This is a genomic window from Cobetia sp. MMG027 (genome assembly GCF_027947415.1).
Taxonomy (GTDB): domain Bacteria; phylum Pseudomonadota; class Gammaproteobacteria; order Pseudomonadales; family Halomonadaceae; genus Cobetia; species Cobetia marina.
On the sequence record NZ_JAQJIO010000008.1, the window covers coordinates 214174 to 227480 of the forward strand.

At 61.6% G+C, this 13307-nt stretch carries 11 protein-coding genes; 7 read left to right on the forward strand and 4 right to left on the reverse strand.

Going from position 1 to position 13307, the window contains the following annotated elements; translation table 11 throughout:
- The first annotated feature begins 120 nt into the window (after positions 1-120).
- Complete coding sequence (locus tag PJK54_RS12970) at positions 121-1257, forward strand: hypothetical protein (protein ID WP_271303102.1); 1137 nt, start codon at positions 121-123, stop codon at positions 1255-1257.
- A gap of 22 nt (positions 1258-1279) precedes the next feature.
- On the opposite strand, the gene PJK54_RS12975 is transcribed toward PJK54_RS12970, so the two are convergent.
- On the reverse strand, positions 1280-2347 hold the full coding sequence (locus PJK54_RS12975) for a LacI family DNA-binding transcriptional regulator (protein WP_271303103.1): 1068 nt from the start codon (positions 2345-2347) through the stop codon (positions 1280-1282).
- Positions 2344-3330 (reverse strand): LysR family transcriptional regulator, encoded by a 987-nt coding sequence (locus PJK54_RS12980; protein WP_077377096.1) that lies wholly within the window; start codon positions 3328-3330, stop codon positions 2344-2346. Before PJK54_RS12980 ends, PJK54_RS12975 begins: the two co-directional genes overlap by 4 nt.
- 150 nt (positions 3331-3480) lie before the next feature.
- On the opposite strand from PJK54_RS12980, the gene PJK54_RS12985 reads away from it, so the two are divergent.
- The 5 genes from PJK54_RS12985 (at position 3481) to PJK54_RS13005 (ending at position 9788) form a co-directional block, all read left to right on the forward strand.
- On the forward strand, positions 3481-4830 hold the full coding sequence (locus PJK54_RS12985; RefSeq protein ID WP_077377099.1) for an aspartate aminotransferase family protein: 1350 nt from the start codon (positions 3481-3483) through the stop codon (positions 4828-4830).
- Between the two features lie 119 nt (positions 4831-4949).
- Complete coding sequence (locus PJK54_RS12990; RefSeq protein ID WP_271303104.1) at positions 4950-6440, forward strand: CoA-acylating methylmalonate-semialdehyde dehydrogenase; 1491 nt, start codon at positions 4950-4952, stop codon at positions 6438-6440.
- A gap of 217 nt (positions 6441-6657) precedes the next feature.
- Positions 6658-6969: a putative quinol monooxygenase gene (locus PJK54_RS12995; RefSeq protein WP_043332154.1), complete on the forward strand. Its 312-nt coding sequence runs from the start codon at positions 6658-6660 to the stop codon at positions 6967-6969.
- Positions 6970-7932: 963 nt separating this feature from the next.
- Entirely contained in the window at positions 7933-9576 is a 1644-nt protein-coding gene (locus PJK54_RS13000) for a sodium:solute symporter family protein (protein ID WP_271303105.1), read from the forward strand.
- A gap of 83 nt (positions 9577-9659) precedes the next feature.
- Positions 9660-9788 (forward strand): putative transporter small subunit, encoded by a 129-nt coding sequence (locus tag PJK54_RS13005; RefSeq protein ID WP_218015038.1) that lies wholly within the window; start codon positions 9660-9662, stop codon positions 9786-9788.
- 104 nt (positions 9789-9892) lie between these two features.
- On the opposite strand, the gene PJK54_RS13010 is transcribed toward PJK54_RS13005, so the two are convergent.
- Positions 9893-10702, reverse strand: a complete 810-nt coding sequence (locus PJK54_RS13010; protein WP_077377108.1) for an SDR family NAD(P)-dependent oxidoreductase — start codon at positions 10700-10702, stop codon at positions 9893-9895.
- Positions 10703-10836: 134 nt separating this feature from the next.
- A complete protein-coding gene (locus tag PJK54_RS13015; protein ID WP_271303106.1) occupies positions 10837-11823 on the reverse strand; it encodes a zinc-dependent alcohol dehydrogenase family protein in 987 nt (328 codons plus the stop codon).
- Between the two features lie 136 nt (positions 11824-11959).
- On the opposite strand from PJK54_RS13015, the gene PJK54_RS13020 reads away from it, so the two are divergent.
- On the forward strand, positions 11960-12856 hold the full coding sequence (locus PJK54_RS13020) for a LysR family transcriptional regulator (RefSeq protein WP_077377114.1): 897 nt from the start codon (positions 11960-11962) through the stop codon (positions 12854-12856).
- Positions 12857-13307: the final 451 nt, after the last annotated feature.

The window sequence follows — 13307 nt, forward strand, 5'->3', positions numbered from 1 at the left end:
CTGCCACGAGCCATTTTACCGCCCCCTGGTGCCTGGCTTGCCGCTTGCTTGTGATTTCTTCACCCGCTGACTGATCAGCAGGGCTCTCTCTGGCACGCCGTCATGACAAGGACGACTCACATGACCCGAGCAGTACCAACTTCCCGCAGCGCCGCCATGCCAGCTACCCATCGTGTCCATAATCCCTACGCCCCGCTGGGCGAGTCAGAGCCTCAGCCCGGCACGCGATGGCTCAAGGGCAATATCCATGTGCATACCTGCGAAGCGCTCGATGAGAGTATTTCGATGGACCGGATTCATGGCGAGGATCATGACGAAGTGATCCGGCGCTCACAGGCCGCCCCCTTCAACTTCGATTTCGTGTGCACGTCGGTTCACCCCTACCTCAACAACATCGAGCTGTTCTCACGTGGCGAGCAGCGTGATGACTTCGTGGTGATTCCGGGACGCGAGATCCAGAACGACACCATCGACGATGGCGGCTATCTCGACGGCTATTTCGCCGGCGAGCATTCGAAATATCTGCATGTGCTGAGCATGGGCAAGGTCGGCGGCCTGTCGATCTGCGCCCATCCCAACTTCTTCGAGACCACCCGCCCGCGCGGAGGCGGCGAATGGACACAGATCAAGAAGACGCTTCTAAACCCGTGTGCGCGCCTCGCGGAGATGAACATCATGGGCATGGAGGTCTATAACGGCCTTTCCATCCTGGAAGAACACATGGGGGCCAGGCCCTACGCGCCGCACATGGCAGAGCCCTGCTGGGATGATCTGCTCTGCGAGGGGGTGCGTTGTGCCGGCTTTGCCGGCAATGACGAGTTCTATCGTGAGCAGTACATCTACGAGAACTATGCCCCGCTCGGCTTCATCATGGTGGAGGCCGCCCTCACCGAAGTGGATATCCTGCGCAACGTGAAGCGCAACCGCTTCTATGCCAGCACCGGGGTGATGTTGGCCGATACGCCACTGGACATGTCTGAACAGGAGGGTCGCTACACCTTCCGCGTCAGCGCACTTGGCAAGGTGAAATGGAAGGCAATGATTCAGCGAGACATGGACTCCGCAGGCCCGAGCGAGCCAGACACGCCGCAGCTGATCGAGATCACGGCCCCCACCGCTGCAGCAGAGTGGGAGCTGGAACTGGACGGTGACTGGAAGTACGTGCGCTTTCAGGCTGAGTCGCTGGACAACTCCCTGCACCGCGCCTGGTTGCAGCCGATCTATGGCCCGGGCTGGGTCGACGACAGGGCGCCCTGAAACAGATGCCTTGAATCGGGACTCAGTCCTGGCTGGGTGCCAGGCCTGCACTGCCGCGAATCACCAGCGATGCGTCCAGCAAGCGTGAAGCCAAGGGCGCGTCGTCCTCGAGATGGCGGATCAGCGACTGGGCGATCACCTCGCCCATCTCCTCCACCGGCAGGTCTACGGTCGTCAGCGGGGGATTGAGAAACTCCGCCATTTCTAGGTCATCGAATCCCACCACCGAGACCTGTTGCGGCACACGGATTCCTCGCCGCTGCAATGCGAGCATGGCACCACTGGCCAGCACATCATTGAGGCACATCACGGCGGTAATGCCATCCCGCAGGCCGCCTTGCCCTTCGCCATCGAGCGCGCACCCCAGCTCACACTGAAGCTTGCCTATCGCGACACTTGCCCCCGCGGTGGTGACATCGACGAACTGATCCAGCTCGCGGTCGGCGCTGGCACTCTCAAGCGCCTGCAGCGCGGCAACTGCCCCGTCATAGCGCAGGCGCGCACGGTCGTTGTGCGCCAGCGGCTCGGAGAGGATGACGATACGTTGATGGCCCAGGGACATCAGATACTCCGCCAGCGCCTTGGCAAGACCGTAGTTGTCATAGCCCACCGTGATCAACGGCGAGTCCGGCAGATAGATGCTGTTGAAGACTACCGGCACCGAAAAACGCGTCAGGTAGTCCAGTGTCTCGGCGGCATGACTGCCGCCGGGCAGGATCACGGCATCCACCCCCATGTTGACCAGCTCGCGTACCTTGTCGTATTCCGTCACCCGTCCCTTCTGGGTGGTCGTCACCATCAGGCTGTAGTGCGCCCGCGCCAGCGCGCCCTCCAATGCATCGATGAACTTGGCGTAGATCTGATTCTCGAAGGTCGGGATCACGATCCCCAGAGTGCGCGACTGATGCTGGGACAGCACACGCGCGGCATTGTTGGGCAGGAAATCGAGCGCTTCGGCCGCCGCCAGCACCTTGTCAGCCGTCTTCTTCACCACCTTTTCCGGATTGTTCAAAACCCGTGAGACCGTCGCGACCGACACCCCCGCCAGCTGGGCGACTTCCCTGACCCCGGCACGCTTGGACTTGTTCATGACCGGCCCTCCTGGGTAGATGGCGCTTTCCGTGTCGGTGTCGCCTGGCGCAGGGCGTCCAGCTCGGTCAGATAACGCTCCAGCACCAGGTTGGGCGCGCGGCTCTTGCGCGTGATGGCGCTGTAATAGGTGACATAGGAGTTGGCCACCGGGCTGAGCGCCTGCATCTGGCCATCGCGCACCCAGCGCTCGGCATAGTGGGTGGGCAGATAGCCGAGATAACGCCCGGAGAGCACCAGAAAGGCGATGCCCTCGCGGTCGGTCGCCGAGGCGGATGCCCTGAGTGGCTCATGCAGCGCCTTGATCGTGGGTGTCTGCGCGTAGGCAGGCAGCACGGCATCATGCTGGCGTATTTCCTCCTGCCCCACCGGGCGTCCGCGCGCGCGAGTGTCGCCTTCCCGGGGCTCGCGAAACAGCACATGGCCCCGCGCGCAGTAAAGGCAGGAGGTTTCCTCGTAGAGCGAGCGATACTCGAGTCCCGGCAGCGTCTTGAGCGTCGGGATCACGCCGGTATGCAATCGCCCATCCAGTACGGCGCGCTCGATCTCATTGGGCGGGATCATGCGGATGTTGATCTTCACTTCCGGGCCGTGCTTCTTGAGCGCGCTCAGGGCGTGAGTGATGTGCATCTCCGGCATGGTGACCAGGTTGTCGGTGATGCCGATGTTCAGCTCGCCCTTGAGCCAGGCGTGCAGTCCGTTGATGCGCGTGCGAAAGCCTTCCGCCGCTGCCAGCATCTGCATCGCGGCTTCATGGACGTCTCTTCCCTCATTGGTGAGCGCGAAACCACTGCGACCCCGCTGGCAGAGCTTGAGGCCCAGCCGCGTCTCCAGGTCACTCATCGCCATGCTGATGGCGGAGCGACTGATGTTGAGCTCGATCTCGGCCGCCGAGAAGCCGCCGCACTCCACCACCTTGCGAAAGATGCGCAGCAAGCGCAGATCGGCATCGCCAAGCTGTCCTCTCATGCCGTCCTTGCGCATGGTCTGCCCTCCTGAGTTCCACGACATGGAAAGTTAAGTAAATGCTTTCCTGAAGATAAAGACAACGGCATTTATCTTATCAAAAGGGCTTTCTAATCTAGCCAGACAGGAGCCGAGATCCAACAACAACAGCACTCTTCGGGAGACATCATGACCGCCTTCGACACATCCCCTTCCGCCCAGGCAGGATTGAGCAAGGAACAACTTGACGCCTACTGGATGCCCTACACGGCCAATCGGCAGTTCAAGCAGGACCCACGCATCATCACCAAGGCGCAGGGTGCCTACTTCACGGATTCCCGGGGACGCCAGATCTTCGATGGCCTGTCGGGTCTCTGGACCTGCGGTGCCGGCCATTGCCGCCCGGAGATCGCCGAAGCGGTCAGCGCACAGCTGCGCGAGCTGGATTACGCGCCATCCTTCCAGTACGGCCACCCCAAGGCCTTCGAGCTGGCACATCGCATCACGGGACTGATGCCCGAGGGGCTGGATCACGTCTTCTTCACCGGCTCAGGTTCCGAAAGCGCCGATACCTCACTGAAGATCGCGCGCGCCTACTGGCGCAAGAAAGGCAAGCCGACCAAGACCAAGCTGATCGGTCGCAGCAAGGGCTATCACGGCGTCAACTTCGGGGGCTTCAGCGTCGGCGGCATCGGCGCCAACCGCACGCTCTATGGCCAGGGGGTCGATGCCGACCATCTGCCGCATACCCTGCTCAAGGAAAATGTCTTCACCCCCGGCATGCCCCAGACCGGTGCCGAGCGCGCCGATGAGCTGCTGGAGCTGATCGCGCTGCATGATGCCTCCAACATCGCGGCCGTCATCGTCGAGCCGATGGCAGGCTCCGCCGGCGTGCTGCCGCCACCTGTGGGCTATCTCAAGCGACTGCGCGAGCTGTGTGACCAGCACGATATCCTGTTGATCTTCGATGAGGTCATCACCGGCTTCGGGCGCATGGGCGCCATGAGCGGCGCCGAGGAATTCGGTGTCACACCGGACATCCTCAATGTCGCCAAGCAGCTTACCAATGGCGCGGTGCCGATGGGTGCCGTGGTCGTCAAGGGCGATATCTACCAGACCTTCATGGACAACGGCGGCGCCGATTACATGATGGAGATTCCCCACGGCTACACCTACTCCGGTCACCCGGTGGCATGTGCCGCGGCACTGGCGGCCCTCGACGTGCTCGAGAATGACCAGCTCATCCCCCGTGTCCGTGAACTGAGCCCGGTGTTCGAGAAGAAGCTGCACGAGCTCAAGGGCACTCGCTATATCAGTGACATCCGCAACTACGGCCTGGCCGGTGCTCTGCAGGTCGAGGCCTATCCCGGCGAACCGGCGCGGCGTCCCTACGAGATCGCCATGCATTGCTGGAAGGCCGGTTTCTATGTGCGTTACGGCGGCGACACCATCCAGCTGGGTCTGCCGTTCATCACCGAGCACGATGAACTGGACCGTCTGATCAATGCCCTGGGCGATGCCTTCGCCGCACAGGACTGATGATCGACGCTTAAGACTGACAATCACATTCAGGACTGACAATCACGTTCGGACTGGCGATCGACGCCAGCCCCATCACTGCCCTTTTTCTTGCAAGTCATTTCATGGAGCCCACAACAATGAAAACGCTCGGTCACCTCATCAACGGCAACCTCGATCACAGCGAAGGCCGTACCCAGGACATCTTCAATCCCTCCACCGGTGAGGTCGGCGGTCAGGTGCGCCTGGCCAGCAAGGCGACCGTCGAGGAAGCCATCGCGGCCGCCGCCGCCGCCTTCCCGGAATGGCGCAACACGCCGCCGATCAAGCGCGCCCGAGTGATGTTCCGCTTCAAGCAGCTGCTGGAAGAGCACGCCGAAGAGATCGCCCGCCTGATCGGCCAGGAACACGGCAAGATCTGTCACGATGCGCTGGGGGAACTCCAGCGCGGCATCGAGAATGTCGAATATGCCTGCAGCGCTCCGGAATTGCTCAAGGGTGAGCACAGCCGCAATACCGGTCCGGGCATCGACTCCTGGAGCGAATTCCAGCCACTGGGCGTCGTTGCCGGCATCACGCCGTTCAACTTCCCGGCCATGGTGCCGCTGTGGATGTACCCGATGGCGATCGCCTGCGGCAACACCTTCGTCCTCAAGCCCTCCGAGCGCGACCCGACCTCCACGCTGTTCATCGCCGAGCTGCTGATGGAGGCTGGCCTGCCGGCCGGCGTCATGAATGTCGTCAATGGCGACAAGGAAGCCGTCGATACGCTGCTGGATGACCCGCGCATCCAGGCGGTCAGCTTCGTGGGCTCCACGCCGATCGCCGAGTACATCTACAGCCGCGCCGCCGCCAACGGCAAGCGCTGTCAGGCCCTCGGTGGCGCCAAGAACCACGCCATCGTGATGCCGGACGCCGACATGGAATACGTGGCCAACTCACTGAATGGCGCCGCCTTCGGCTCCTCCGGTGAGCGCTGCATGGCGCTGTCCGTCGCGGTGGCCGTGGGCGATGACGCCGCCGACAAGCTGATCGCGCAGATGAAGCAGCAGATGGAAGGCCTTAAGGTCGGTATCTACAGCGACAAGGGCAATGATTTCGGCCCGCTGATCACCGCGGCGCATCGCGACAAGGTGGTGGGCTACATCGACAGCGCCGAGCAGCAAGGCGCGAAGGTGGTGGTCGATGGCCGCAATCCGCAGGTCGAAGGCGGCGAGAACGGCTTCTTCGTCGGCGGCACCCTGATCGATGGTGTCACCCCGGAGATGACCTGCTATCAGGAAGAGATCTTCGGCCCGGTGCTGCTGGTCGTGCGCGCCGATTCGATGGAAGCCGCCATGCAGCTGATCAATGATCACGAATACGGCAATGGCACCTGCATCTATACCCGAGATGGCGAAGCCGCCCGCTACTTCAGTGATCACATCCAGGTCGGCATGGTCGGCATCAATGTGCCGCTGCCGGTGCCGGTCGCCTATCACAGCTTCGGTGGCTGGAAGCGCTCGCTGTTCGGCGATCTGTCCGCCTACGGCCCGGACGCGGTGCGCTTCTATACCCGCCGCAAGACCATCACCCAGCGCTGGCCTTCCGCCGGTCTGCGTGAAGGCGCCCAGTTCGCCTTCCCGTCCTGATCGATCGCCTTCCCGGCCTGATCCACGGATCATTGCCTGGTGACAACTGCGCCGGACAGCCCTGCTGTCCGGCGCTTTGGTGTGCGCATCACGCGAGATCATGCCGGCAGTCAGCCGCCGCCCCTTGCAGTGGCCAGAAACGACTCCACATAGTCAGGACATCTCATCACGAGAATCCCTGCCACAACTGCGGTCAACACCGTCACAAGGAGCCAGGATGATCTGGGTAATCGCCACCGTTACCGCCAAGGAAGGTCACGTTCAGGATGTCTTCAATGAACTCTGCGCCGTCGCGCCCACCGTGCGCGAGGAAGATGGCTGCCACGCCTACCACCCGTGCCTGGACTCCGAGCGCGCCGCCGACAAGGACAACGACCCACGCCCCGACACCATCACCGTGGTAGAAGCCTGGGAATCCCACGATGCGCTGCAGGCCCACCGTGAGACCGAACATATGCAGCGCTTCCGCGACAATGCCGGTGACTGGATCGCCGATGGCGATATCCGCATCCTGAGCCCGGCGGGCTGAAGACGCCCCTCAGTGACGTACTCTGCACTGAGAACATCATCTTGCCGCTCCCGTTCAGGGGGCGGTTTTTTTGATTCATCGGCCAGCAAGGTGGCGAACAACCGTCGAGACAGCCTTCCCTTTTTTCCTTGTTTTCCTCTCGCCCTCTCCTTGCACTCTTCTCGCCCTCTCTTCGTACTCCTCTCGCGCCCTCCTCGTCATCACAGTATTCATGAGAACTGGCCGAACGCTGGGCAATAATAGACAAACAACTTTTAAAACAATCACTTGCGTGAAATCATTGAATATCCATCAACATGAAACCCCACGATGAGGCAGAGAAAATCCCTCAAAGATCCGAGAGGCATCACGAGAAAAAGAAGGGGAATTCACACATTTCAATGACATTAAATGACAGACTTTGACGCCCTGAAACACCAAGAATTACACTTGATTTATATTGAATGAAGATTCAATAAAACGCCAGATACCTCTGGGCATGACGCCATCTTTATGGACCTGGAGTTCAGGCAATACCTGAGAGCGATCTGCTGGAATCTGTCAAGGGTGGACATGTCGCAAACCAGACACTAAGGTATGCAGCCTTCATTAACTCAATCTTAACGCTCACCGAAAGCACCAGGACTCGCGACCCACTGGATCACCAGTATTTTCGAAAGACTGTCGAAACCTCGACATTATCGATAAGAGAGGGAATCCATGACGCAGCATTACGCTGATGAGGGCAAGTGCATGCCACGACGCCCGCCACCCCGCACTTTCTTCCCTGGAAAGTGCTGACACCTCGTAGCTCGCAAGTGTGACAGGGTCTGCCTGTTCACCAGACGAAGACGCCTTGGACACGACAACCATCTCAAGGCAAGACGGCTCAGAACCTTCCTTTCATGACTCTCATCACCGCACTCCTGAACAGCTCGCTGCTCAGGTCAACAGGTGTTCTGTCATCCATTGGAGGCTCCGTACTTGAACAACGACTCTCTCTATCAATTCTCGACCATTACCGTTCTTCTCCTGCTGATCGCCTTCTATGGCGGTACCTACCTGATCACTCTCACCATTCGCAAGAAAAAGGAAGATGCTGACGAGTTCATGGTGTCCAACCACCGTGTCGGCTTCGGCATGGGCGCCGCCAGCATGACCGCCACCTGGATCTGGGCCGCCTCCTTCTATGCCGCTGCCACCTCCGGCTATACCTATGGTGTGTCAGGCCCGATCCACTATGGATTCTGGGGCGCGCTGATGATCCTGTTCATCTATCCCTTCGGCCGCCGCTTCCGCAAGCTGGCCCCCAACGCCCATACGCTGGGCGAGCTGATCCATGCACGCCACGGTTCGAGCAGCCAGCTGATTCTGGCCTTCTCCAACGTGCTGGGCAGCATCATCAGCCTGATGGTCAACTTCACAGCCGCCGGTGCGCTTGTCTCGGTGCTGTCGCCGCTGTCCTTCCAGACAGGCGTCATCCTGGCGGGGGTCGGGGTGCTCTGCTATACGCTCTGGTCGGGCTTCCGCGCCTCGGTATTGACGGATTTCGCCCAGCTGGTGGCACTGATGGCCATCGCCATCGTCATCATTCCGGCCGTGTTCTTTGCCATGGGTGGCCCTTCGGAGCTGGTGGAAGGGCTCAAGCATGTCACGCCGCAACAAGCCGACTTCTTCTCGACGGATGCCATCCTCAATCAGGGGGCGCCCTTCTTCGTGGCCGTGCTGGCGTATGCCATCGGCAATCAGACGATTTCCCAGCGCCTGTTCGCGGTCAATGAAGATCACATCAAGCCGACCTTCATCACGGCTACCGTCGGCTACGGTGCCATCGTGATCGGTCTGGGGATGATCGGTCTGATGGCGCTGACCCTCGGGGTCGAGCCGCTCAATGGCGACATGAACAACCTGATTCCGCAGATGGTGTCGGAGTACCTGCCGCCCTTCTTCATCGCCCTGTTCTTCATCCTGGTGATCGGCTCGCTGTCCTCCACCGCTGACTCCGATCTCTCGGCACTCTCGGCGATCATGATGGCGGACGTCTACGGCAAGAACATCGCCCGCGGCAAGGCCGACCCTCGACGCATGTTGCTGGTCGGGCGTCTGACGATGATCATCGCCACCGTGCTGGGGATCGTCTTCGCCAGCTTCTCTTTGGATATTCTGGTGATGCTGGTCTTCGTCGGCGCACTCTGGGGCGCCATCGTCTTCCCGGTGATCGCCAGCTGCTTCTGGGATCGCATCACCAACCTGGCCTTCACCAGTTCCGTCCTGGTCGCCATGGTGGTGTTCTGCATGGCGCGCTTCGAGTGGGTGCCGCTGGAGGGTATCAGTGGGCTGATCTTCGAGCTGCTCGCCAGCATCGGTGGCGGCGTCATCATCGGCCTGATGGTCTTCGGCTTCCTCGGTCGCATCGCCGGACTGGTCGCCGGCGTGCTGGCCATGCTGGCCATGGTCATCTTCGCGACCGGCGAACTGCGTGACTACACCGTGCTGCTGGCCTCGCTCACGGCCTACGGCACCAGCACCCTGGTCTGTGTGATCATGAGTCTCGCCAGCCGCCAGCCGCGCTTTGACTTCACCACCATCACCGACAAGGTCGGCCAGTACGACGAGTCCCTGACCTGATCGGGATGCTTGCCACAAGCGCCCCGGTGGCCCTTGGCGTCGCCGGGGACTTTCCTACTGCACATTTCAGGAGACACACGCCCATGACATTCCTGTTTGCCACCTATGTCCTCATCTGGCCATTGCTGACCCTTGGCGTACTCGCCGTGATCTGCGGCGCCGTGGTACGTGACAGCCGTCGCGCTCGCAAGGAGCACCGCGAGCTGGTCTGATCGGTCCGCGCGCAGAAGACGAAACGCCCGCCTCGAGACTCTCGGGGTGGGCGTTTCGTCTTCAGGCAGGGCACTCCAGCTCGCTGCCCTCTGGTCGGAGTCACTCAGCGGCCAATCCGGTCAAGCATTCTCTCCATCGTCGCGACCACTTGACGGCACAGCGCATCATCGAGTGCGTCGGCGTGCGGCGGTGCGAAACGCTGGGCGTCGTTGTCGAAGTACTGACCATTGGCGCCGGCGAATTCCTCATCCAGTGCCGCACGTACCAGGATATCGGCACCGATGCCAAGATCCTTGCCCGGTACGCCGAAGCCTTCCTTGACCATCTTGCTGGCCAGCAGAGAGCCCGGGTTGACCGCGATCAGGATAGGCCCCTGGCCTTCCCAGTCCTGGGCGAGCGTGCGGGTCCACATGGTGATCGCGAGCTTGCTCTGGGCATAGGCCGCGTAGTGGTCGTTGAACGCGACCTCGCCGGTCAGGGCCTTCAGGTCCACGGGGGATTGAGCCGCCGAGGACAGATTGACGACCCGCCCGGCCGGAGGCAGTGCCGGCGCCAGTTTCTGGGTGAGCAGATAGGGGGCAAGGGTATTGACCACGAAGCGCAGGTCGAGACCGTCCGCCGTCACGACGCTGGGTGCCTGGAAGACACCGGCATTGTTGATCAGGACATCCAGACTGGCATTGGCCGCCAGCACATCGCTTGCCAGTGAGTCGATGGCGACCAGGTCGGACAGGTCGGCCACGAAACCGGCGACACGCTCAGCCCCGGCCAGCGCCGCAAGTTCGGCGACGACACCATTGACCTTCTGCTCGCTACGCCCGTGGATCAGCACGCGATGGCCGCGCTCCAGCAGGGCCTTGGCCGTGACCAGGCCGATGCCATCGGTGGAACCGGTGATAAGAATGGTTTTCATGTGCTCTCTCCTTGATATGTCCCACGACGCTTGAGACGCGAACGACAGGGTGTGCCGTATGGCCACACCCTGTCGTTTGTCTGTGCCAGCGCAGTGTCAGGATGATCCTGCCAATGTGGCTTTCGGTCACGGTATCAGACCTCGACGATGACCTTGCCGGTTGCCTGACCGCTGCCCAGCCGCGCGTGGGCCTGGCCCACTTCCGCGAGCGGGAAGACCTGATCATCGATGATCGGCTTGAGTGCGCAGGCATCGGCGATACGCGCCATGTCGGCCAGAATCTCGTGGTGCTCCTGACGACGGAAGTCATGCAGCATCGGGATCAGCATGAAGACGACATGCAGTGACAGGCCCTTGAAGTGCGCGGTGGTCAGATCGATGTCCATGAAGGACACGGTCGTCGAGACATGGCCATTGAGCGCGGCAGCCTCGAAGGAGGTCGGCAGGTTGGCGCCGCCGACGGAGTCGAACACGATGTCGAAGCCCTTGCCGTCGGTGAGCCTGGCCACATAGTCGGCGACCTGCTCATTGCGGTAATTGATGGCACTGGCCCCCAGGCCTTCGACCAGCGTCTCGTGCTCATCACGACCGACGGTAGAGGCGACATCGGCACCGAAGTGACGGGCCAGCTGGATGGCGATGTGACCCACACCCCCCGCACCACCGTGAACCAGCACCTTCTGACCGGCCTGGATGTTGGCGCGCTTGAGGCCTTCATAGGCCGTGATGCCGACCAGCGGCAGCGCCGCGGCTTCCACCATGCTCAGGGACTTCGGCTTGTGGGCGATCAGGCGAACATCGGCGGCGATGTACTCGGCCAGCGTACCCGGCAGGTCGGCCAGGCCACCAGCACAGCCATAGACTTCATCCCCGATGGCGTAGCCTTCGACGCCCTCGCCCACGGCTTCGACAGTACCGGCGAAGTCCATGCCCAGCAGCGCCGGCAGTGCCGGAGACAGCGGAAGCTCTGCGCCCATCTCGCGAATCATGGTGTCGACGGTATTGATGCTGGTGGCGACGATACGCACCAGTACCTGACCTGCCGCCGCTTGGGGCTTGGCGATTTCCGCCGCTTCGAACACTTCGGGACCACCGAATGACGTCACCAGCATCGCTTTCATGAGTCTGACTCCTGCGTGAATGTTCATGCCATGGTAATTATCTTCGGCATGAACAATAAACGGCGAGTTGATACAATCAGTTTCTATATTTTGTTGAATATCAGTCCACAACACCATCGCCTCGGGGGGAGATGACATGAATCTTGAGCACCTGAAGCTGTTCGTCCGTCTCGCCGCCGTGAACAGCATCAGTCAGGCCGGCGAGGACTTGGGACTGTCGCCCGCCGTCGCCAGCTCTCACCTGCGCAAGCTCGAGGACAGTCTGGGGGTACGCCTGTTGCATCGCACCACGCGTCATGTGGCACTGAGCGAAGAAGGTCGCGCCTTTCTCCCCCACGCAGAGGAGGTGCTGGCCAGTGCCGAGGCGGCGCGGGCTGCCGTTGGTGCCGGCACCACCACCCCCACCGGCACCTTGCGCATCACGGCATCGGCCTCCTTCGGACGCATGCATCTGATCCCCGGGCTGGCCGGCTTTCTGGCACGCTACCCGGACCTCGAGCTGGATCTGCGCCTGACGGATACCATCGTCGATCTGGTGGAAGGCGGCTTCGACATCGCAATCCGCAACTCCGCTCTCAAGGATTCGAGTCTGATCGCGCGGCGCCTGGCCCCCGACAAGCGTATCCTGTGTGCTTCTCCGCAATACCTGCAACGCCATGGCACTCCGACCCGCCCTGCGGAACTGAAACACCATGAATGCCTGACGCTGATCGGGATGGATCAATGGAGTTTCCAGCACGAGAATCGCGTCGAGGTGATACGCATCAAGGGCCGCATACGGACCGACAATGGCGAAGCGGTGCGCGATGCCTGCGCCGCGGGACTGGGCATCACCCTCTCCTCGACCTGGAGTCTCTATCGTCATCTGGCGAGGGGCGAGCTGGTGGAAGTGCTGCCCGAGACACCGCTGGTCAACGAGACCGGTATCTGGGCGATCTATTCAAGCTCCCGACAACTGGCCCCCAAGATCCGGGCGTTCCTGGACTACTTCTCCGAGTACTTCGGTAGCCCGCCTTACTGGGACTTCCCCTAGTCCTGAGCCGAAGGCGCGACGATTTCGCTGAAGACGGGCCCGCACGTCACAGAAGATGAGCGGCGTGACTCAGGCGATCTTCCAGCGCTTGAGCATCGGCCTGGAGTCTCGCCAGCCGCCAGCCGCGCTTTGACTTCACCACCATCACCGACAAGGTCGGCCATTACGACGAGTCCCTGACCTGATCGGGATGCTTGCCACAAGCGCCCCGGCGGCCCTTGGCGTACTCGCCGTGATCTGCGGCGCCGTGGTGCGTGACAGTCGTCGCGCTCGCAAGGAGCACCGCGAGCTGGTCTGACCTTGCCCACACGTAGAACAGCCACGGAAAGGCCCGCCCCGAGATGCTCGAGGCGGGCCTTTCCGTGGCTGTCGGGTCAACCGGATCCGCTCAGGCCACCCGATGGGCAGATGTCATGACCAGCAGACTCAGCAGTCGGTGGGCGATGACGGT